This window comes from Trichocoleus sp. FACHB-46, from assembly GCF_014695385.1.
Taxonomy (GTDB): domain Bacteria; phylum Cyanobacteriota; class Cyanobacteriia; order FACHB-46; family FACHB-46; genus Trichocoleus.
The window spans coordinates 133,339-153,781 of record NZ_JACJOD010000013.1 but is presented as its reverse complement, the minus strand read 5'-3'; the positions used below and the strand labels follow the sequence as shown (position 1 = coordinate 153,781).

The following is a 20,443-nucleotide window of genomic DNA, read 5'->3' as shown; positions in this document are numbered from 1 at the left end:
CTGAATAACGAGATTGCTGGAGACGATTATGATGTTGAAGAGCGAGCCGAACCGGATGCCTTATCATGGCTGGCTCCTTGAGGTCATCCCTTATGGTGATTCCTTCAGGTTCGATGCCCATCACCCCAGTGTACCGGGTGGCATGAATGAAGGAGAGACCTATAACAGCTTTGCGGCTGCCTTGGTAGCAGGACGTCACTTTATTGACCGCGAAGTCGCGATTCAAGCCTTACTAGATGTGCTAGGTACCCTACTAGAAGACGAGAAAATTAGCTGCGATGAATATTGGAGCTTGACCTGCTTCTACTAAATCCTGAAGTTAAAGATCGCTTTGTAATTCTTGAGGCTGGAGATAGGCCACCATCTGCTGGATGCCTCTCTGAATGCGGCGGGTCACTGTCATCGGGCTGACCTCAATCCGCTCTGCAACTTCTTTGCGGGACAAGTCGCTGAAGTAAACAAGCTCGATCGCGGCTCTTGTCTTGTCCTCTAGCTGGCTCAGCGCTCTCTGTAACTGCTGACGGTCTTCTTCGAGTAACTGCAAGGTTTGGTAGTGGGCATCGGGGAGCATGTCGCCCAATGTTACGGTTGAGTCTACTTGCTGCGAAACCGTGGCATCCAAGCTCAGTAAGGAGCGATTTTTGCCTGCAAGTTTGATTTCTCTCCACTCGTTGACCGAGACGCCTAGCTCAGTGGCGACTTCTGCGTCCTGGGGTTGCCGTCCCAAGTCTTTCATCAACGCTTCGCGTACCTTTTGGCCTTCCTTCTGCAAGTCTTGCCAGCGACGGGGAATCTTTACCGTGTTGCCGCGATCGCGGAGGAAGTGGAGCATTTCACCGCGAATGTAGGGAACGGCGAAGGAGCTGAAGGCACAACCTTGGGACGGGTTGAAGCGCTCGATGGCGCGGATGAGACCGAGGTGGCCGATTTGCTCCAGGTCTTCGTAGGGTTCTGCACACTGATGGCTGACTTGGTGAGCAATCTTCCGCACGAGTCCAGCGTTAAGGCGGACGAGTTGGTTGCGACGCGAGACGGAGGGGTTCTGGTGGTAAGCAACCAGGAGTTCCATGACTTGAGAGCGGGGAGAAGATTGAGTAGTCATCACACAGAGCCTTGCATCAGAGTTGAACTCATTCTCCCTACAGCAGCCAACTCGAACTATCGTTGTTTCACGGTACTCCTTGGGGCTGCTCCCGAGGGTGTCGGCGGAAATACGTAAGTGTCACCCCGCAAATTTGAGGGTGCTCCTTTCCCAGTCTGTGGTACGGCTGCTTCTAATTTCCTTCAAAGAAAATTTTTAACTTTGAAAGCTGAGGAACTGCGGGAAACCAAGATCTACGTCACAATGGGCGTAGTTGGGCTCTATTGTTGGTGGATAACAAGGAAGTCTTATGAGCAATACCAGTAACTTCCGCAATGCCATTCGTGAGGCCAAGACGCAAGCGTTAATTGGTCCCAATGTCATTGCTAATGCTCTGCCTTACCTAGGGGCAGGGTTGCTCTTAACAGCGCTAGGTACTTATGGGGGCTTACAGGTCTTCAGTGCCAATCCAGGTCTCTTCTTCCCGACCTTTTGGGGCGCTCTGATCCTGGAGCTGATTCTATTTTTCGTTGCGAGTGGAGTTGCAGAGAGGGGGCAGAATGGTGTTGCCTTGCCACTACTCGCAACCTACAGCTTGCTGTCAGGTTATACCTTGACTGGGTTGGTAGCGGTGGCCTTAGGGACACCTGGTGTTGGTTTGCCAGGCATGGGCTTTGCGGCGTTAGGCTGTGGGGTTACCTTTATCGCGGCTCGGCAAATTGGCTCCAACTTGTCCGAGCAGGATGGCATGGCCCTAGCTCAAACTGTCCGCCTTGGCGTTATCGCTTTGCTGGTAGTTTTAGTGGGGCAGCTGCTTTGTAGCTTCTTCGGTATCTATACGCCAACTTGGCTCGAAATCGCTATTTCTGGGCTTGGCGTGTTGCTGTTTGCTGGGGTGGCAGTTGTAGACTTCTATGTTCTACCCCGCACCTACCGGGATGATCAGTATTTGCCCGCAGCTTTGTCGATGTATCTGACCTACATCAACTTGTTTGTTTTCATTCTGAGATTGCTAATTGCGATCAACAGCCGCAATTAAGACTGCGGTGCTTCTGAGAGCGTTGGCAAAATCAATTGTCTAAATTATGCAAAGCTGTGGTCTTTCGGGCCACAGCTTTTTTTTAAGCATCATATGAATTGGGGCATAGTGGAGTGGAATCAGAGCTAAACAATGAATGCGATCGCTGACTCTCGCTAAGATGAACTATGCAACCTTTTGTGGCTTAGGAGCTAACAGTTACTGTCTATGGATGCACTAGAGATTAAACGCGAAGTTGAAACGTTGTCTGAGCGCCTGGGTAAAACCCAGGACTATCTTTGACGTTCCAGCCTTAAATGCCAAAATTCAAGATTTAGAACAAATTGCGGCCCAATCAGACTTTTGGGATGACCAAACTCAGGCGCAAAAAACCCTGCAAGAGTTAAACGACCTCAAATCTCATTTAGATCAGCTAGGACAGTGGAAAACTAGCTTAGAAGATACGAGAGCCATCTTGGAGTTGCTGGAGTTAGAGGCAGATGAAGCATTACTGCAAGAGGCCCAGACCAATGTTTCCCAACTGAGCCGCGAACTCGATCAGTGGGAGTTGCAACAGTTGCTCTCTGGCCCCTACGACTCCAAGGGTGCCGTCTTGACAATCAATGCGGGAGCTGGAGGTACGGATGCTCAAGACTGGGCTGAAATGCTGTTAAGGATGTATACCCGTTGGGGCGAAGACCACGGCTATAAAGTACATCTGGCAGAAATCTCGGAAGGGGATGAAGCGGGGATTAAGTCAGTCACGCTAGAAGTGGATGGCAAATACGCCTACGGCTACCTCAAAGTCGAGAAGGGAACCCATCGCCTCGTTCGTATTTCTCCCTTTAATGCTAATGACAAGCGGCAAACCAGTTTTGCTGGGGTGGAAGTAATGCCGATGATTGACAGCTCTGTAAACCTAGAGATTCCAGAGAAAGACCTGGAAATTACGACCTCACGAGCAGGGGGTAAGGGCGGGCAAAACGTCAACAAGGTAGAAACGGCGGTTCGGATTACCCATATTCCTACGGGCATTGCAGTGCGCTGTACTCAGGAGCGATCGCAGCTCCAGAACAAAGAAAAAGCCTTGGTAATCTTGAAGGCGAAATTGCTGATTATTGCTCAAGAGCAACGAGCTAAAGAGATTGCTGACATTCGCGGAGATATGGTGGAAGCTGCTTGGGGCAACCAAATTCGTAACTATGTCTTCCATCCCTACCAGTTGGTGAAAGATCTGCGAACTGGGGTGGAGACTACGGCGATCGCAGATGTGATGAATGGCGAGTTAGACTTTTTCATCCAAGCTTGTCTACGCCAAGACAATCAACTTGTTGAGAGCCAGTCCGCTTAGAGTTCCATGCCGGGGGCAGGGAGCTAGCTGTTTGTCAGGGCGAAGCATTCGTAAACAGGCTCATCAGCCAACCTGTGTTTTTATACGAATACTTCGCCCTCAAGTGTTGTGGCTATTCGCCTGTAATCGCGAGACCATCGACCCAAATCCGAGGAGAGATCCCACCGGGAGTCACTTCGGCTTCTGGCTCCACATAAGCGATTGCCTTGAGCAGTTCCAAGAAATCTCCAGCTACGGTGGCCGATTCCACACTGACGCGATCGCCTTTGTTCACAACCCAACCGTCGAATGGTAGTGAGAATGAGCCTTGCAAGGATTGTACTCCTGCATGGAGGGCTTGCAAATCATCAATCAAAACAACGTTTTCTACAGTGTCGAGGTTATAGGTATTGTCCGTTGATTGACCAGCAGCAACGTGGTAATAGTGTGGCCCCACCGTAATTTTCGCGCCCATGTTGGCGTTGCCTGTGGGCTGAGCATTCATGCGCTTGGCAGTTCCGGCGCTGTGGAGGAAACCACTCAAAACACCTTCGGTAATTAGGGAGACTTTACGAGTTGGGGTGCCTTCGCCATCAAACATCTCCGCGCCAATGTTGCCGGGATGATGTGGGTCATCACAGACCGATAGTAAGGGTGAAGCAATTTGGGTGCCCAGAGATTCGGGAGTAGAAAGACTTTGTTTGTCGAGGATACTTTGGGCGTTGTACAGGTTGGAGAACGCTCCCAACAAGCTCAAAAACGCTTCTGGAGAGAACGCTACCAAGTATTTACCCGACTGAATTTTGTTGTAGTTCAAGTGGCTGATGGTTTTCTCGGCAGCTTCCTGCACGCAAGCTTGCACATCTAACTCTGGGAAACCATGACCTACCCTAAACGCCCCGGCACTACGTGGCTTTCTGCCTTCTTCCTCGGTTTTGCTGTAGAGATACACCGAGGCATAGGAGCCGCCCTCATACCGCTGTGCTCCTTCACTGTTGAGGTAGAAGCGATCGAAATCTCGCTGGGCCATACCATTGTAGGGAACCCCAGCGATCGCCGGATGGGCCTCCAGTAATTCTTTTTCCGCCTTCACTAACGTCTCAATCAGCGTTGAAACTGGAGCTTGGGGAGTCTTCTCGTGAGAGGTTTCGGGAATTGGAGCGGTCGCTTCAGGGCTAAAGTCAGGCACATGCTCTTTAGCGCCAAAGAAACTAGCTTCGTAAGCGGTTTTCAGCGCCAACTCCACACCCGCCGGATCAACATCCGTGGTAGAGGTAATTCCCACTCGGTGTTCTTCATTCCACACCCGCACCGTGACACTAGAACGATTCGATGCCTTAACCTGCTTCGGTTCTCCCTGGTCTACCTGAGCGCTGGTTTCATCCACTGAGGAACCATAAATATCAAATTTTTGGATACCAAGTTTTGTGGCGCTTTCTTTGGCGTAAGTCGCTAGTTCTTGAATATTCGGCATATTGCAGTCTTACTGGCTAATGTATGTCTTTGCAAAAATCTTGTATTGAGTCCTCGTAGACCTCTCCCAAAAACCCTCTCCTGCGAGGCGAGGGGCTTTAAATCTAGCTCCCCTTCCCTACCAGGGAAGGGGCTGGGGGTTAGGTCTTCAGGGGATCTCCTAACGACCACCCACCGTGATCGAATCCACCTTGATGTGGGGTTGGCCGACGGTGACGTAGATGCTGCCACTGACCGAACCGCAGAAGCCTGCTGCCAAGCCTAAATCTTGAGAGCACATGGAGATCTTGTTCATGATTTCCTTGGCTTCACCAATCAGAGTTGCGCCCTTAAGAGGCTTGGTGACTTTGCCATTTTCAATTAAGTAGGCTTCATCTACTGAAAAGTTGAATTGTCCGGTGGGGCCGACGCTACCGCCGCCCATCTTCTTGCAATAGATCCCTTTGTCGATCGAGGCAAATAGATCTTCAACGGAGTGCTCACCAGGGGCGATGTAAGTGTTCCGCATCCGGGATGCCGCCGCGTGAGTATAGCTTTGGCGACGACCGCTGCCTGTGCGGGGATGGCCTGTGCGGATAGAACCTGTGCGATCGCTCAAGAAGTTCTTCAGGATGCCGTTTTCAATCAACAGCGTCCGTTGAGCAGGCATGCCTTCGTCATCCATGTCGATGGTGCCGAACTCATCGGTAGACAGCCCTTCGTCCCAAGCGGTCAAGCTTTCGTGGGCAATCTTTTCGCCTTTTTTGTCGATAAAGGGCGTGGTCTTTCGCTCAATCTGAGTGGTCTCTAGCAAGTGGCCGCAAGCTTCGTGGAAGATCACGCCGCCAAACTTGTTCGCCATGATGATTGGGTAGGTGCCCGATTCTACATAGTCGGCGTAGAGCATCTTGCCTGCGGATTCTGCGACATCTGCGGCGGTAGCGGCGTAGTCCCAACCTCGTAGGAAGTCAGGGTTGCTGGTGTCTCCGACTCGCTGGCTGATAGAAGAACGGTTAGCGCCATCGGCACAGAGCAAACTGTAACCCACCGATTGAGTCAGGCGGATGTCTCGCGCGAAAGTGCCGTCACTAGCTGCAACTAACACTTCTTGCCAATCGCGGAAGTAAGCGGCCCGTCGAGACTGGACGTGAGTAGCTTTGGTTTGCAATTGAGCATTAGCCGCTAAGAGAATGTCGCCCATCTCTCTCATGGAGCTGCAACCACTGAGCCAATCTTCTTTGCCTTTTTTGGTGGCGTAGTCGCGCAGTAGCTCTAAGTTGATTTCGGGGACAAAGGCACTAGGGGCAGGCAAGTGCAAACCCAGAATAGATAAGCCTTTTTCCAGAGCCGCTTTCAGTCCAGCAAAAGTGAGATCGTTGGTGCTGACGTAACAGTCTGCTTTACCTCGAAACACACGCACGCCTGCCCCTGTGGATAAGCGCGGGGCAATGCTGCTGATGCCGTCATCTTCTGCCAAGCAACTGATGTAGTTGGTGCGCTCCAAGAAAAATTCGATAAAATCAGCGCCCGCTGCTCGTCCTAGCCCTAACAGTGTGGAGAGGGGAGCTTGCCAGGTTTCATCAAAGCGATCGCGGGTGGAGTTGTATTGGAGGGTGGGTAATTCTTTAGAGAGCAACAAAGTCTTTGGAGGCATCGATAACGTCATCTGCGGGCGTCCTTACAGAAAGTTGACTGACAAGCCTATTGGTTTCAGTCTAACAAATCGCTAGAAGCCTGATGATTGCTAACGTTTATCCTTCTTCGGCATCCCCAAAGCGGATAATGTCGTCTTCTCCTAAGTATTCGCCATTCTGCACTTCAATCATCACCAGCGGAATCACGCCTGGATTCTCAACTCGGTGCGGCATGCACATCGGCACATAAGTGGATTGCTTTTCAATCAGAATTTTTTCTTGGCCGTCACAGATTACCTTGGCCGTCCCAGAAACCACGATCCAGTGCTCGCTGCGGTGGTAGTGCATTTGGGTGCTGATGTGGTGCCCTGGCTGTAGCTCAATCCGATTGATGCGGTAGCACTTGCCTTCTTCTAGGGCGGTGACTGTACCCCAATTCCGCATGCGGGTGGTGGCAGTATTGGCCAACTGGTTTGCCAACAGGGGTGTGGTGGGAGTTTGCTCGTTATTTTGGTTACTGCTCATCGGCGGCTCTCCCTATCTTTGTGGCTGGATCTTTGTGACTGGCTCAGATGGACGACGTTGGAATTATTCAAAATTTACCTCAGACCCGCTCAGGTTCCAATCATCTCGTGACTGAATTAACGCCTAATTTGCTTGGCGGGGTGAGGTCAGTCACATCTTTACCCAATCTTTATCACGTCTCCGGACGATTACAGTCACAGGTTTATAGGCGTGTCATCACCCGAGCGAACGAAAAAATAGATCACAGTAGGAAAACAGTAATAACACTGAAACTAGCTGTGTTGATCCAGGAGTATTCACCAATCTGGTTAGGTTGGTGAATACTCCTGGTACTGAACTTATCGCATTTGTTCTAGGTGGCAACCAGGGTCCAGCTACCACACTCAACCCTGGTTGTTCTCCCAAGTCCGTATTACTTAGGAGCTACTTTTTATCATGACAAATAAACAGCGGGAGTTTGCAAAGGATCAGCCTTTTGTAACTCACCCTTCAGCTTTCCTAAGAACACCGCTGACCTACATCGTGTTGCCACTTTGCGGGGGTGTGGTGGGAGAAGCGATCGCTTCTCCTGATCCTGCTGAGTCATCGATTCATAACAACTCCCAAGCTGAGGAACGACTTGTCCCTGCAACCGCTCCTACAACTGCGAAGTTGTCTGGGGAGCCAGCTCAAACTAGCGAACGAGCCATGACCAACCTTTGTGAAATGGCGATCGCCCTCCTGATCTTTGGCAGCATTCTGGGTTGGCTCACGACAGTCCCTATGTGGCTACCGCAATTTTTATCCCAAACCCTACTCCGCAACATCCTGGTGTGTGCATTTTTACTCAAACTCACGACCGTTAGAGCGCTTGGATATTAGTTGAATCAAAAAGAAAAGTTCAGCCAAAAAAATTCCCTAGGCCATTGGTGGCTCCAGGGAACGGGGTAGGAATTATGAAATCTAGGGGAGGAAAACTAACCAGTTAGGCAGGCGTAGCTTGGAGATTGCCTTGAAGTAGGCGCAGAATGGCCGTTTTTTCTAAAAGCCCGACCAAAATGCCATTAGTCCGAACTACAGGTAACGCTGTCAGTTGTTGTTGCTCTAGCAAATTCACTACATCGCTCAGCGGTTGGTCTGCCTGAATTGTGGTTTCTGGGTTAATGGGTTGCATCACATTCCAGACTTGAGTTGTAGCCCAACGCTCTACTGGTAACTGTTGCAGGTCAGCCAGCGCGATCGCTCCCATCAACTGTCCTGTAGTATCGGTGACTAAAAAGCGTTGCCAAGCCATCTGGTGGAATAAAGACCAGTCGGCAAATTCTCGTAGGGTCCAGTCAGCTTGTACGACTGGGCCATTGGGAGTCACCGCATCAGCTGCTGTAAATCCTGACAACTTGGATTGCACTGTGGCATATTGAGCCGTTCGGCCTGCATTCTGGAGCAAGAACCACCCAATCAGCAAGTTCCAGAAGTTAGCAGTGCTGCCAAAGATCAAGAGAGGAATTAAGCCAGAGGCGATCGCGGCCCAACCCAAAACTTGACCCGCTCGGCTGGCGAAGGCGACTCCTTTGTAAGGATTTCCGGTAAGCTTCCACACCAGCGCCTTGAGGATGTTTCCGCCATCGAGCGGCAAGCCTGGGATTAGGTTAAAGAGGGCCAAGGCTAAGTTAATGGAGGCAACCAATCCTAAAATAGCGGCCAGTGGACCTGAGACAGGGCTAACTAGAGCGATCGCGGTCAGAAGTCCAGAAATTATGAGACTAACTGCGGGACCCGCAACGGCCACCCAGAATGCCTCAGCCGGAGTCTCCGATTCTTTTTCTAATTGGGCGAGTCCGCCAAAGAGAAACAGCGTAATCGATTTCACGCCAATCCCTTGCCGCAATGCCACAAAGCTATGACCCAGCTCGTGCGCCAACACTGAAGCAAAGAGCAATAAGGCTGTGACTAAACCAAGTCCGAGGGGAAGCAAGCCACCCAAGCTAGGAAACTGAGCCGCCAGCCCACTGCCGTAACTCCAAGTTACCAGTGCGAGCACTATGAACCAAGACGGGTGGAGATAAAACGGAATACCAAACAGATTACCGACGCGCAGAGTGCCGTTCATACGGGGCACCTCTAAAAATTGTTTACTTTTACTGTAAACAAATGTAAACAATTCTCTCAGCTTTCACTAGGGCGGAAGCCGCACTTTAGCGTTCGGTTATAGGAACCTTCATTCCTAGGGCTCTTCATTCCTAGGGATAGAGTTACTCCGCCGCGATCGCTCTTACAAGGTAATAGAAAAGATATCTCTCGAAGCAACTCGGTGCCCCGTACCCATGATGGCAATCTCCAAGATTCAGGTACGCCCGATTCACTTCCGTTTTCCCGATACCATTGAGCGCTATTGGCTCGGTGACAGTGCTTACAATACTCATCTGCTCAATAGCTTGACGTTGCTGCTCCCTGATATCGAGCGCTATATGAATCACATCATTAAGCAGCAATTGCCTCACATTACTGACTCCCAACTTCAGCCACAGGTGCGAGCGTTTGTTGCCCAAGAGTCCCAACATGCCAGCCAGCACACCCATTTTTGGAAAAATCTCCAACAACAGGGGTATTGCTTTGATGGATATGTCCGTTATGCCCAGGGGATTTGGCGACGGCTGACGCAACATGGGAGTTTGATCCTGAATCTAGCGATCGTGGCTGGGGGAGAGCACCTGACCTCGCTGATGGCCGAGGTCATTTTGACTAAACGCTTCCTCGATCCAGCAGAACCCAATCTCAAAGCGTTGTTTGAATGGCACGCCGCTGAAGAAATAGAACACCAAGTAGTGGCCTTTGAGGTGTTGCAATCTGCAACTCGCAATTATGGAGTGCGCCTATTGGGTTTAGTAATCTCAAATCTTTTAATGCTGGGTCTGATGAACTGGGGCATAATCCTGCTGTTGCAGCAAGACAAAAAGTGGAGCGATCGCCAAGTTTGGCAAAACCTAATGCAATTTTGGTTCTTCAAAGAGAAGCTTTTGTTCAGGGCAATCATCAGTGGATTGCACTATGCTCGGCCTTCTTTTCATCCCTCTCAAAAAGACAACCAAGCGTTAGCTGCGAGAGTGCTTGGTTCCCTCGCTCCTCACCCCAACTCCCCACTCCGCTTGTAACGAATTTTGAGGCCCAAAATGATTGAGGAAAGAATTAGGGTCACGACATTGGCGCAAATGACTGGAATATCGTGGACATAACTGCCGTAAACCAACCACAGTACAATCCCAACGCAAAGCGTGATCAGCATGCTCCAAGAAAGGTCATCGGCTGATTTAGATTTCCAAGTTTTGATCAGTTGGGGCAAGTAGGCGATCGTGGTTAAACTGCCTGCAATTAGTCCTAGCGTGGTGGTAAATTCCATTGCAACTTTTCTCCAGCGTCATTGACACAAACTTGAACCAACTCAGGAGCGATCGCGCTCTAGCTTCTTGGTTGTAACTGGGAATCTTCAGAGATGCGATCGCAGGTTTACCCAGACTGCTGGAATTACCTACTACCCTATGCGTATAATTGCGGATTTAGATTATTGAGATTTCGCTAGAAGAAGCAAATTTGCTGGGGTGCAGGAGTAATCTCTGAGTACTACTTTTTAGGTGAGATCGAGCCAAGATTATCAAGATGAATACAGCTCAGACTGACACCCTAAAAACTGCCCATCAAGCGTTTGACTACTTTACCCACGGTTTAGCAACAGGAGAATGGCAAGCGTTTTTGGACATGCTCACCGAGGACTTTAGCTTCTGGTTTCCGATCGGGCCGTATCACGGACTCAATATCGGAAAAGCTAGGACTGAGGCGTTCTTGCAGTATGTCTCTGATACGTTTGAGGATGGCCTGACTGTGACGCTCGATCGCGTCATGAGCAACGACACCACAGTGGTGTTTGAGTTTCGGGATGAGGGGATGATGCGGGGGCAACCCTACAAAAATCGGGTGGCGATCGCTTTTGATGTGCGCGGAGACAAAATTTGCGCTTACCGCGAGTACTTTGGCAGTGATGGCAAGTCTTATTAATTGCAGTTCACTTCAGAAATAACTCTCGAATTCCCGAACTGCTAATTTCGATCGCCAACGCCGCCAACAGGAACCCTAAAAGTTGCGTGATGATGATCGCGCCTTCTGCCCCTAGCCAATGATCAATCCGAGAAGACTGCCGCACAATAAACCAAGTGACAAACATAGCGCCCACAATCCCGATCGCAACGCTAAAATGACCGATCGCGGAGTCCGCGTCAGACATCAACAACATCACACTGGTTAAGGTGCCTGGTCCTGCCAAGAGCGGAAATGCCAACGGGGTAATGGCTACGTCTCGACCTTGCTCCATAACGGGAGTCTCTGTATGTCCTTCCAGCATCTTTAAGGCGATCATCAGCAACAGTAAGCCGCCAGCTATCTCCAAGGAACCCATGCTGATGTGCAAGTAATCCAAGACTGTTTGACCACCAAAGGCAAAGGCTAGAATTACCGCAGTGCCAACAAGACTAGCGCGATCGACTACGCTATTTTTCTGCTCTATTTCCATGCCCTTGGTCAAAACTAAGAAAATAGGGGCATTCCCCAAAGCATCAGCTAAGACGAAGACCGCCACAAAGGTTTTGACCAGAACTGGAACATCTATAAATGTTTTGGCTAAGCTAAGGAATTCCATACCAGGGAAGCAAATTTTCTCAACAGTAGCGCGATCGCCTGTGCCTTACATTCCCTCCTTGGCTGATTTGTGAATCGCACAACAAGTTGAAGTGTTGCTGTAACATTCAAACACCCAACGAATCCATTCGTTTTCTCCTTAAAATGCCCAGCCTTTATCGTCCAATTTATCTGGATTGCCACGCTACAACTCCGGTAGACCCCAGAGTGCTAGACGCGATGGTGCCTTACTTTACGGAGCATTTTGGCAATCCGGCGAGTGTGACTCATGCCTATGGTTGGGAAGCGGAAGCAGCTGTCAAAAAAGCGCGGGAGATTTTAGCAACGGCAATCAGCTGCGGGCCAGAAGAAATCGTTTTTACCAGTGGCGCGACAGAAGCGAATAACCTGGCGATCAAAGGAGTGGCGGAAGCTTACATCAGCAAGGGGCGGCACATCATTACGGTAAGCACTGAGCATAGTGCGGTTCTCGACCCCTGCCGCTATTTAGAGTCTTTAGGTTTTGAAGTCACTTATTTACCTGTACAGCCCGATGGCTTGATCGACCTCGCAGAACTGGAGCGATCTTTTCGGCCTGACACGATTTTGGTTTCGGTGATGGCGGCCAATAATGAGATCGGAGTGTTGCAGCCACTGACTGAAATTGGGGCGCTTTGTCGTCAGCATCAAGTTCTCTTCCACACCGACGCGGCTCAAGCGATCGCCAAAATCCCCTTAGATGTGGCAGCGATGCGGATCGATTTGATGTCGCTCACCGCTCACAAGGTTTATGGGCCGAAGGGGATTGGCGCGTTATATGTGCGGCGACGGAACCCTAGAGTCCAGGTGGCACCTCAACTACATGGCGGGGGACATGAGCGAGGGATGCGATCGGGGACGCTTTACACACCGCAGATTGTCGGATTTGCTAAAGCAGTAGAGTTGGCACTGGCCGAACAAGCGACAGAAACTCAACGGCTTATGCAACTACGCGATCGCCTGTGGCAACAGCTCAGCACTGTGGGCAATATCTACCTCAATGGTCATCCCACCCAACGGCTTCCTGGCAATCTCAATGTCAGTGTGGCAGGGGTGGATGGGCAAGCGTTGTTGTTGGGGTTACAGCCTGTAGTTGCAGTTTCTTCGGGCTCTGCTTGTACCTCGGCTGAAATCAAACCCTCTCATGTGTTGACTGCTTTAGGGCGATCGCCAGAATTGGCTTATGCTTCACTGCGGTTTGGCATTGGGCGGTTCAATACAGAGGCTGAGATTGACCAAGTAGCAGAACAGGCGATCGCAACTATCCAATCTTTGCGGGGTGTGGCAGTTTCTAGCCCAGCTTAGCGAGTTGACCCGTTTTCTAGAGCAGTCCTAAGGCTTCTAGGGCTTGTTTGGCTGCACTCTTTTCGGCATCTTGTTTTCTGCGCCCCTTACCTTCTCCGTACTTGTGATCGGCAACTCGCACCTCAGCCGTAAACTCTCGCGCATGATCTGGGCCAGATTGGGCAATGATGATGTACTTGGGGTTCTGACCCACATGTGCCAAGGCCCAAGCTTGGAACCGACTTTTGAAGTTGATTTGTGGTGCGGTGTCCACTGAAGTATCGGCGATCGCTTGAAACAGCGGTTCTACATAGCTGCGGACTGCCTCGATGGAGTCAGTATCAAGGAAATAAGCCCCGATTAATGCCTCAAACGTGCTGCTAAGTAAGTTGGGATTTTCTCGTCCACCATTGATTTCTGCACCTCGCCCTAGACGCATGAGACTACCGAGGTTAAGGGCGATCGCAAATTTGGCGAGCTGTTGCTCATCGACTAAGGCAGAGCGCAGGGGCGTTAATTCTCCTTCGGGCTCCTCAGGGTAGCGCTTGTAGAGAAATTCACCGCTGAGAAAGTTCAGCACAGCATCGCCTAAGAACTCTAAGCGTTCGTTGTCTTCTCCAGCGTCGGGATGTTCGTTGATGTAGGAACTGTGGGTCAGTGATCGTTGTAACAGAGCGTTGTCTTGAAAGATGGGCAGTTTTTGCATCTCTACGTTGTATGGTTCAGGCTCACCCACCTAGATAAGCCGACTGGAGGGAGTGGAGAGGTCAACGATTCAGGGAATATACATATCACTAGAGCTTCTTCATATTTTCCTTAAAGAATCGTCCTCATGAATACTGACAATAGCAGTCTTGGTTCTGCCATTGGGCCAATCATCCAGCGCATTTTTACTTCTGGAAAAATTACCCAAGCGGATGAATGCGGATTTTTTATGGCGATCGCTTCAGACGCAGTGTTGAGTGCTGAGGAGTTGAGTCAAATTCGGCGGATTTCTGACCACTTGGATATGGGACTCCTGAAAGTAGTGGATTGAGTTCCAACTGCTAGAGCAGCAAACCTGATCAACTGACGATCAACTTCCACAACAGTGAGCCGATCGCGATCGTGGCTAGGTGTTGGGGTAGCAAGCTGACCAAAGGTTGGCGGGCAATCTTCTGAGTCAAAATCACACTCAACCAGACTGAGATAATCAGCGTCACTGCTTGCAAGAATGCGATCACTGCGGGTTCAGCCACGGCGATCGGCACATTCACACCGCTATAACCAAAGGTGGCTAGCGTAATCGGCAAGACTCGGCCTGCTTCTGTTAAACCCAAGCGCAGATAATGAGCTAAGCTGCCGCCCAGCACCAATGGAAGATAGCCGTAGGCCAACTCTAAGAATGGGCGCGGCTTGAGGGTGCGGCTAGAAACTCGGACTAAGCCTTGAGCCAAGAGCGCGATCGCCACAGGCGCCAACAACGCCACAGCAGAAACGGCAGCATGCCAGCCAAAATTCTCTAGATGTAAATTCCAGCCCAACTGATTTTCAATCTCAGGTAGGCGATGCAGAAAAATTGCTCCGAATAATAAAAATAGCAGCGCTACTTCCGCATAAGTCGGCTGATGGGTCGTCCAAAGTTCAATGCCTGGAGGCCGCAGATTCACCTCCACTGAGCGGTGGGGGCAAGCTTTGAGGCAGGTCATACACAGCACGCAGTCGCGGTTGTCTTCCAGTTGGGCGGGGTGCGAGTAGAGCGGGCAACCGAGGCTTTCTTGTCCTTCGCCTTTTTCAGGGCCGCCTTTGTAGCATTGGTAGGTCGTGCAAGTGGCAGAACAAATGCCTTGCTGTGCCCGCAACTCAGTCATGGAAAGCTTGGCAAACAAGCCATTCATGCCCCCAATGGGGCAGAGATAGCGGCACCAAAAGCGGCGCTCAAACAACAGTGAAAAGATTACCGCCCCAGCCGTAATCAGCAGTAAGAGACAACCCGCCAGATAAGCGGTGTCTTCTAGGTTCCAGAGTTCTTCCCAGAGCAAAATCAGCGTGAATAAGCCGAACAAGAACCAGCCCCCCCACTTCTCCGCTTGCTGGCGGGGCCAAGGCAGTAATTCGCGCGGAAAGATTTGTAAGGAAAGCTTCTGAGCTAACTCACCGTAGATCATGAAGGGGCAAACTGAGCACCACAACCGCCCCACAAAGGGAAAGGCAAAGAGCATCAGCGGCCACCACCAAGCCCAAAACAAATTGAGGCCAATGTTGGAGTCGCGAGTTTGGGGGCCGAACATCAAGATGGCAACGATGACAGCAAACATGCCCAAGGTGAAACCAAAGTTGATGCGATCAGGCCACCAATCACTCCGCAGAAACTGCCGCAACTTGGGATAGGCGTTGAGCAGGTTCACTCGGAAGCGTCGGGTTTTATTGCTCACGGCCCAGAAGACTTCTTCCGTGAGTTCGGGTGCGCCATTCGATTGCGCGATCGCCCGCTCGATCAGTCCTTCTAGTTCCGTGAAGTTGCCTGGGAAGTCATAGCCTTGGAGGCGGCGTAAGGCTTCTGGGGTGACGTGGGGGCGAGCAATGTTTTTAGTTCGACAGGTCAAGCTGATGTAGTACTCGGCTTGGGCGGCAATATCCGCCTTTCGCACCCGCAGCGGTGGCACCTTGATCACATGGGGAACGCAATGCTTCCGTTCTAGCTGCGGCAGCGTTTTTTCTGACACCATCATGATCCGAGCGTGGCTGCGTTTAGGTTCTGGTGTTGGTTCTCCTTCTCGGCTAATTGGGGTGTAGGTTCCGGTTTCTAGTAAGAGCAGAATTTTTTCTAGCAGCGCGGGGGGTAACTCTTGAATGTTGTTAAGCAGGAGCGTGCCCTGTCCGATCCACTCTAGTAGCCCTGCCTTGCCGCCTACACGACCAAACAATTCCGCGCCGCTGGCTTGCAGCGTGTTGCAGTTGATTTTGATCATCGGCTGGTGGCGATCGCGAGAGCCAAAATGAATCAGCGCTGCGGTGTTGTCTTTGCCCAGTCCTGGTTCACCAAACACCAATACAGATTTGCGATCGCCCGCCGCCTTTTTAATTTCCTGACGCAATCGCACCGCATAGCGACTAGAACCAACAATTCCCCGCCGCACTTTTGGCACCAAATAAGGACGCAATGCAGTTTGGCGTTCTTGCTCGAAGGCGAGTTGGGAGGCTACTTGATCTAGCTGGACAGCAAGTTGTTGAGCGGAGCGGAATAGATCGGCGTTGAGTTTAGCCGCGCCATTCGATTGGCTAATCGCTTGCTCCAGTAGGCTCTCTAGCTCTGGCAAATTACCAGGCAAGTCGTAACCGGCTAAGACTTCGGCAGCTTCGGGTGTCAGTCTGGGTCTGGGGATGCCTTCCGCACGAGCAAAACAACTGATGTGATATTCAGCTTTGGCTTTGATATCAGCTTTGCGATCGCGCAGGGGTGGAACTTCTATCCAGTGACTCCACAAAGCTTGCCCAGGTTCAAGGCTCAGTTGCTCATTGACCTGATCTAGCGATCGCTCTGCGGTCAGGATGATGCGCGCTTCACACTGCTGCAATTCAGCCATCGGCTCGCCGTCACGGCTCACCGGGCGATATTCTCCAGTTTGGAGGAGTTGAATTACTTTGGCTTGCAGTTCTGGCAGGAGGTCTTGCAAGTGATCCAGCACTAAAGTTCCGGTGCCTAGGTAAGCAAGTACCCCCAGTTTGCTACCTGAGCCTGGGGTGCTGCGACCAAACAGTTCTACCCCACTGCTAGAGAGCGTGCCACAGTTGAGCCGAATTAAGGATTCGTGCCGCGCCGCAGACGTAAAGTGAATCAACGCCGCTAGGTTGACTTTGCCAACCCCCGCTTCTCCTGTCAGTAAAACGGGGGTGCGATCGCGAGCGGCCTCTCTCACTTGTTTGCGGAGCCTGATCGCCACTTCACTACTGCCAATCACCCCCCGCTTCAGTTTAGGAATCACATAGGGTCGTAATGCTGATTGGCGCTCTTGTTCATAGGCAAGTTGAGAGGTGACCTGGTTCAGCTCCGCTGCAAGTTGGCGCGAGAAGGTACGGCTAATCTCTGGATATTGTTGCGCTAACTCTAGAAACTGTTCTTTAGTGATCCGCCACAACAAACCATCGTCAAGCGTAATGACGGTTCGCTCAGTCGGCTGCTCTAGCAACAGTTCCTTGAGATGAATGATGCTTCCAGGCAGCAAGCTCACCGCTTTAGCAGGACCATTGGGGCTGGTATGGTAACTCTCTAAATGTCCTGCTTTCAGGATGTAAAGTACGTCTGGATGGGTATCTTCTAAAACCAGACGGCGATTTTCTTGTAACGGTTCTTCGACAATAACAGCCGCGATCGCCTCTAGGGCTTCATCGGAGAGTGATACCAACTGGGTATGCTCTTTTAACCATTGAATCCGCTCAGCCCCATCCATATGCTCGCCCCCTGTATTGTGGTTTGAACCCGATATGTCTAAATCGTCTTACCAATCCACCTTACCAATCGACTAGCGATCGCTCTTGTACCACCCGTTTGTAAACCACTTCTGTTTGCTGGGCAATTTTGGCCCAACTGAAGCGCCGTTCTAGGTCTTCATAAGCGTTGTCTATCAGCCACTGGGCATAACCCGGATTCTTCAAGACTTCTAAAATACCCCAAGCCAGTGACTCCGAATTATTGGCCCAAGTCACAATGCCTGTTTTGGTATGACGCACCACTTCCGGAAAGCCACCTGTATCCGAGACCACGACAGGTACTCGGGCCGCAAAACTTTCTAAAGCCACAATGCCAAAAGGTTCGTAGAGACTAGGGAAAACCGCACAGTTGGCAATGGTTTGAAACTTGTTCAAGTCTTCTTCAGACATAAACCCAGTGAAGTAGGTCTTGTGGGCAATGCCGAGGTTCCAAGCCTGCTGTTTCAAGTGGTCTGTATTGCCGCCGCCGATGACCACCAGCTTGGCATAGCCGCCCATTTCCCACAGCACCTTGGGCATGGCATTGAGTAGAACTGCCACGCCTTTTTCGTGAGTCATGCGGCCCACATAATAAACAATCTTTTCGGCATCCTCGGCAAACTGGCGACGGAAACTAGCAAAGTCAAAATCTGGGTGCCGTCGCTTCTTTTCGGGGCGGATGCCGTTGTAGATGACATCCACTTTTGCTTCAGGACTGCCCAATGCCCGCGCAGCCTCAGAGCGCATGTAATCAGTACAAACGATGACTCGCCAAGCATTGTAGGCTAGATGAGTTTCTTTACTACTGATGTACCGATGAGTATCGGTATGAATGCCGTTATGGCGGCCATATTCGGTGGCGTGAATGGTTGCAATGAGCGGAGTTTTGAACGTGTGCTTGAGGGCGATCGCCGCATCTCCGACCAGCCAATCGTGAGCATGGATCAGGTCGAAGGGGCCATCTTCTAGAATCAACTTGCCACCATGACGGCCCATGCTCTCGTTCATATTCACGACCCAGTGGAAAAAGTCGTGGCTATAGCCCACAGGCACTCGATGCACTTTGACCCCATCGACCACTTCATAACTGGGGGCTTGCCCAAATTCGACGGTAATTAGATGCACTTCATGGCCCAGCTTGACGAGTTCTGGATATAGCTCGGCCACATGTCGGGCAATGCCGCCCACAATGCGAGGCGGAAATTCCCAAGCTAATACCAGAATTTTCATCAAACGCTACTCCTGCACCTTCACATAAGTCCTAAGAACTTCACATATCAGTGTAGCGGCGACTGTAATTGCTACGAAGGAATGCAGGCATGATTCCTAAATCTTCACAAAGCGTTGCTTGGCTAGTCGGGCTGTCGCAAAATGGGTTCCAGCTCTTGCCGAAAACTAGACCAAGCCGTAGTCGCGATTGCGTCAGAACTAGCATTACGCTGCATCAACAACACGCCATCTCGGAAGCCAATCAACCCGTAGGAGCGATCGCCCAAAAGCCGATCAACGACAGGCACCATTGTCTTCAGCAGCAAGCGATCGTCATCAAACACAACTTGGTACTGCCGTAACTGTTGAAAGTCCAGAATCACATAGTCCACCGAAACCACAGCCCGCGCATCATTTCTCACTTGTAGGGCTGGAAAACGCACAATCTCCCGCCGATTCGAGAGGTGCGGCACGATATGGGTTGTGGCTGAAACGCTGGCATCCGTTGGGATTTGAGCCATCAAGCCGCGAATTGCTGCCGCACGTTGCCATTGAGCTTGAGGTGCTGAGTAAACCCAAGGCCGGAAAGAATCGGGGATTAAAAAAGACAAAGCTCGGTTGGGATTCGAGACAATCGTCAAAATTAGCGACATACTGAGGCAGAAAATCCAAAAGCGCCGAAACCGCCGAGTAAACGCCCCTGGATGCTTGGCCCACCACAGCACCGCTCCATAAAAGAACCCAGGAATCACCGTGAGGGCATAGCGCAGATCAATCGACAGAGCAGTTGGGTCTTGCCGCATAAAATTTTGTAGTAGCGGAAAACCCGCCACTAGCCAAGCCGCCGGAGCCACCGCAGGCACAAAAGCCAAAGGTAGCCAATGCGCCAGTAAATAGCTAATCGTGCGATCGACAGGTGTGATGATTTCCTGAATTAACCGCAGCGGCTGAGTGGCGATCGCCCCAATCACTTGCAACGAAGACGCTTCCTGATTGCCCACAAAGTGGCCGAACTGCTCCACCATAAACCGCCGAGAAATATCAGGCGAAAACAGCGGCATAGCCCAGTTAGTCACCAGCAGTATGTAAGCCACACTCAGCGCACAGACACCCAACCCCGCTCGGAGGTGCCGCCGACTCACCCCCAGATAAAATCCCACACTAAATAAGACGACACCTGCATCTTCTCGTACTAGCAGCGTCAGTCCTGCCAGCAGCCAGAACAGCCACCACCAGCGCTTCTCCATTGCCAGCAGCATCCCAAAAATAAACAACGGAATTTGACACAAATCATGGAAGTTAGCTACCGTTGGCCCAATCACTGCTGCCGCCCCATAGAAACTAGCAGTAATCATCCCGGCTAAGGGTGGGTTGTGATATTGCCGCGCCAAGGCATATAGCACCAAGCCAGCCGCCGTCATCAGTGCCACTTGCAGCACTGACAGCAGTGCAGGAGAGGGAAACAGGGCATAAATTGGCAACCAGATCAGCAAAGCAGGCGTGAAGTGCTGGCCCAGCCGATGGTAAAACACTTCCGGCACTTGACCGTCTTGAGTCACCGCTGCCGACAGCGTCGAAGAGAGTGAGCTTTGGAAGAAGCGACCGTGCAAGCCATTCCAAAACACTTGATTAAAAATGCCTTGGTCGAAGGCCACATAGGTTGGGTAGAAGTTGTAATACCGATGCAGCGCGATCGCGGACAACACGACAAAAAAAGCGATCGCCATACCCCCCACCCACCGCAACTCCGGCTGTTTCTGCCACTGCTGCAACATGAT

At 51.1% G+C, this 20,443-nt stretch carries 19 protein-coding genes; 8 read left to right on the top strand and 11 right to left on the bottom strand.

What is annotated here, in order from left to right; genetic code table 11:
- Nucleotides 1-28: 28 nt before the first annotated feature.
- On the top strand, nt 29-310 hold the full coding sequence (locus tag H6F72_RS08300) for a hypothetical protein (protein ID WP_190433622.1): 282 nt from the start codon (nt 29-31) through the stop codon (nt 308-310).
- A 9-nt stretch (nt 311-319) separates the two neighbouring features.
- Here H6F72_RS08300 and H6F72_RS08295 read toward each other — a convergent pair whose 3' ends face one another.
- Nucleotides 320-1,102: an RNA polymerase sigma factor SigF gene (locus tag H6F72_RS08295; RefSeq protein WP_190433620.1), complete on the bottom strand. Its 783-nt coding sequence runs from the start codon at nt 1,100-1,102 to the stop codon at nt 320-322.
- 289 nt (nt 1,103-1,391) lie between these two features.
- Between H6F72_RS08295 and H6F72_RS08290 the strand changes: the two genes are divergently transcribed.
- Both H6F72_RS08290 and prfB read left to right on the top strand, forming a co-directional pair.
- Entirely contained in the window at nt 1,392-2,120 is a 729-nt protein-coding gene (locus H6F72_RS08290) for a Bax inhibitor-1 family protein (protein WP_190433618.1), read from the top strand.
- Nucleotides 2,121-2,327: 207 nt separating this feature from the next.
- A protein-coding gene (prfB, locus tag H6F72_RS08285) for a peptide chain release factor 2 (RefSeq protein WP_190433617.1) occupies nt 2,328-3,450 on the top strand; the annotation gives its coding sequence in 2 pieces (ribosomal slippage) (nt 2,328-2,399 and nt 2,401-3,450; 1,122 coding nt in all).
- A gap of 112 nt (nt 3,451-3,562) precedes the next feature.
- On the opposite strand, the gene H6F72_RS08280 is transcribed toward prfB, so the two are convergent.
- The 3 genes from H6F72_RS08280 to H6F72_RS08270 all read right to left on the bottom strand — a co-directional run bounded on the left by H6F72_RS08280 (nt 3,563) and on the right by H6F72_RS08270 (nt 7,040).
- Nucleotides 3,563-4,903, bottom strand: a complete 1,341-nt coding sequence (locus tag H6F72_RS08280; RefSeq protein WP_190433614.1) for a TldD/PmbA family protein — start codon at nt 4,901-4,903, stop codon at nt 3,563-3,565.
- Between the two features lie 159 nt (nt 4,904-5,062).
- Entirely contained in the window at nt 5,063-6,535 is a 1,473-nt protein-coding gene (locus H6F72_RS08275) for a TldD/PmbA family protein (RefSeq protein WP_190433612.1), read from the bottom strand.
- 97 nt (nt 6,536-6,632) lie between these two features.
- Complete coding sequence (locus tag H6F72_RS08270; RefSeq protein ID WP_190433610.1) at nt 6,633-7,040, bottom strand: phosphomannose isomerase type II C-terminal cupin domain; 408 nt, start codon at nt 7,038-7,040, stop codon at nt 6,633-6,635.
- 435 nt (nt 7,041-7,475) lie between these two features.
- Between H6F72_RS08270 and H6F72_RS08265 the strand changes: the two genes are divergently transcribed.
- A complete protein-coding gene (locus H6F72_RS08265; protein ID WP_190433609.1) occupies nt 7,476-7,901 on the top strand; it encodes a hypothetical protein in 426 nt (141 codons plus the stop codon).
- A gap of 103 nt (nt 7,902-8,004) precedes the next feature.
- Here H6F72_RS08265 and H6F72_RS08260 read toward each other — a convergent pair whose 3' ends face one another.
- Complete coding sequence (locus tag H6F72_RS08260; protein WP_190433607.1) at nt 8,005-9,129, bottom strand: site-2 protease family protein; 1,125 nt, start codon at nt 9,127-9,129, stop codon at nt 8,005-8,007.
- Nucleotides 9,130-9,343: 214 nt separating this feature from the next.
- Between H6F72_RS08260 and H6F72_RS08255 the strand changes: the two genes are divergently transcribed.
- Nucleotides 9,344-10,171: a metal-dependent hydrolase gene (locus H6F72_RS08255; protein ID WP_190433605.1), complete on the top strand. Its 828-nt coding sequence runs from the start codon at nt 9,344-9,346 to the stop codon at nt 10,169-10,171.
- Here H6F72_RS08255 and H6F72_RS08250 read toward each other — a convergent pair.
- Nucleotides 10,144-10,416, bottom strand: a complete 273-nt coding sequence (locus H6F72_RS08250) for a SemiSWEET transporter (protein ID WP_190433603.1) — start codon at nt 10,414-10,416, stop codon at nt 10,144-10,146. The genes H6F72_RS08255 and H6F72_RS08250 overlap by 28 nt on opposite strands.
- Before the next feature lie 257 nt (nt 10,417-10,673).
- Between H6F72_RS08250 and H6F72_RS08245 the strand changes: the two genes are divergently transcribed.
- Nucleotides 10,674-11,069, top strand: coding sequence for a nuclear transport factor 2 family protein (locus tag H6F72_RS08245; protein WP_190433600.1), 396 nt, complete (start codon nt 10,674-10,676; stop codon nt 11,067-11,069).
- A 7-nt stretch (nt 11,070-11,076) separates the two neighbouring features.
- On the opposite strand, the gene H6F72_RS08240 is transcribed toward H6F72_RS08245, so the two are convergent.
- Complete coding sequence (locus tag H6F72_RS08240; RefSeq protein ID WP_199296182.1) at nt 11,077-11,706, bottom strand: MarC family protein; 630 nt, start codon at nt 11,704-11,706, stop codon at nt 11,077-11,079.
- Nucleotides 11,707-11,849: 143 nt separating this feature from the next.
- Between H6F72_RS08240 and H6F72_RS08235 the strand changes: the two genes are divergently transcribed.
- Entirely contained in the window at nt 11,850-13,028 is a 1,179-nt protein-coding gene (locus H6F72_RS08235; protein WP_190433598.1) for an IscS subfamily cysteine desulfurase, read from the top strand.
- Nucleotides 13,029-13,044: 16 nt separating this feature from the next.
- Here the strand turns inward: H6F72_RS08235 and rnc are convergent, their stop codons facing one another.
- The gene (gene rnc, locus H6F72_RS08230; RefSeq protein ID WP_370527464.1) at nt 13,045-13,743 is read right to left on the bottom strand and encodes a ribonuclease III; all 699 of its coding nucleotides are present in this window, start codon (nt 13,741-13,743) and stop codon (nt 13,045-13,047) included.
- 96 nt (nt 13,744-13,839) lie between these two features.
- Here rnc and H6F72_RS08225 point away from each other — a divergent pair, with 96 nt between their 5' ends.
- Nucleotides 13,840-14,043 (top strand): hypothetical protein, encoded by a 204-nt coding sequence (locus H6F72_RS08225; protein WP_190433593.1) that lies wholly within the window; start codon nt 13,840-13,842, stop codon nt 14,041-14,043.
- 28 nt (nt 14,044-14,071) lie between these two features.
- Here the strand turns inward: H6F72_RS08225 and H6F72_RS31065 are convergent, their stop codons facing one another.
- From H6F72_RS31065 to H6F72_RS08210, 3 genes are all read right to left on the bottom strand, one after another.
- Nucleotides 14,072-17,437: a sigma 54-interacting transcriptional regulator gene (locus H6F72_RS31065; RefSeq protein WP_190433591.1), complete on the bottom strand. Its 3,366-nt coding sequence runs from the start codon at nt 17,435-17,437 to the stop codon at nt 14,072-14,074.
- A 61-nt stretch (nt 17,438-17,498) separates the two neighbouring features.
- A complete protein-coding gene (locus H6F72_RS08215; protein ID WP_190433589.1) occupies nt 17,499-18,686 on the bottom strand; it encodes a glycosyltransferase family 4 protein in 1,188 nt (395 codons plus the stop codon).
- A gap of 122 nt (nt 18,687-18,808) precedes the next feature.
- The gene (locus H6F72_RS08210; RefSeq protein ID WP_190433586.1) at nt 18,809-20,440 is read right to left on the bottom strand and encodes a DUF2079 domain-containing protein; all 1,632 of its coding nucleotides are present in this window, start codon (nt 20,438-20,440) and stop codon (nt 18,809-18,811) included.
- Nucleotides 20,441-20,443: the final 3 nt, after the last annotated feature.

Bases quoted from the DNA above. Each gene is read 5' to 3' on its own strand.
- H6F72_RS08270 (WP_190433610.1), bottom strand. From the start codon at position 7,040: ATGAGCAGTAACCAAAATAACGAGCAAACTCCCACCACACCCCTGTTG.
- H6F72_RS08300 (WP_190433622.1), top strand. From the start codon at position 29: ATGATGTTGAAGAGCGAGCCGAACCGGATGCCTTATCATGGCTGGCTC.
- H6F72_RS08250 (WP_190433603.1), bottom strand. From the start codon at position 10,416: ATGGAATTTACCACCACGCTAGGACTAATTGCAGGCAGTTTAACCACG.
- H6F72_RS08280 (WP_190433614.1), bottom strand. From the start codon at position 4,903: ATGCCGAATATTCAAGAACTAGCGACTTACGCCAAAGAAAGCGCCACA.
- H6F72_RS08260 (WP_190433607.1), bottom strand. From the start codon at position 9,129: ATGAACGGCACTCTGCGCGTCGGTAATCTGTTTGGTATTCCGTTTTAT.
- H6F72_RS08215 (WP_190433589.1), bottom strand. From the start codon at position 18,686: ATGAAAATTCTGGTATTAGCTTGGGAATTTCCGCCTCGCATTGTGGGC.
- H6F72_RS08255 (WP_190433605.1), top strand. From the start codon at position 9,344: ATGATGGCAATCTCCAAGATTCAGGTACGCCCGATTCACTTCCGTTTT.
- H6F72_RS08245 (WP_190433600.1), top strand. From the start codon at position 10,674: ATGAATACAGCTCAGACTGACACCCTAAAAACTGCCCATCAAGCGTTT.
- H6F72_RS08225 (WP_190433593.1), top strand. From the start codon at position 13,840: ATGAATACTGACAATAGCAGTCTTGGTTCTGCCATTGGGCCAATCATC.
- H6F72_RS08240 (WP_199296182.1), bottom strand. From the start codon at position 11,706: ATGGAATTCCTTAGCTTAGCCAAAACATTTATAGATGTTCCAGTTCTG.
- H6F72_RS08210 (WP_190433586.1), bottom strand. From the start codon at position 20,440: ATGTTGCAGCAGTGGCAGAAACAGCCGGAGTTGCGGTGGGTGGGGGGT.
- H6F72_RS08265 (WP_190433609.1), top strand. From the start codon at position 7,476: ATGACAAATAAACAGCGGGAGTTTGCAAAGGATCAGCCTTTTGTAACT.
- H6F72_RS31065 (WP_190433591.1), bottom strand. From the start codon at position 17,437: ATGGATGGGGCTGAGCGGATTCAATGGTTAAAAGAGCATACCCAGTTG.
- H6F72_RS08295 (WP_190433620.1), bottom strand. From the start codon at position 1,102: ATGACTACTCAATCTTCTCCCCGCTCTCAAGTCATGGAACTCCTGGTT.
- H6F72_RS08235 (WP_190433598.1), top strand. From the start codon at position 11,850: ATGCCCAGCCTTTATCGTCCAATTTATCTGGATTGCCACGCTACAACT.
- H6F72_RS08290 (WP_190433618.1), top strand. From the start codon at position 1,392: ATGAGCAATACCAGTAACTTCCGCAATGCCATTCGTGAGGCCAAGACG.
- H6F72_RS08275 (WP_190433612.1), bottom strand. From the start codon at position 6,535: ATGCCTCCAAAGACTTTGTTGCTCTCTAAAGAATTACCCACCCTCCAA.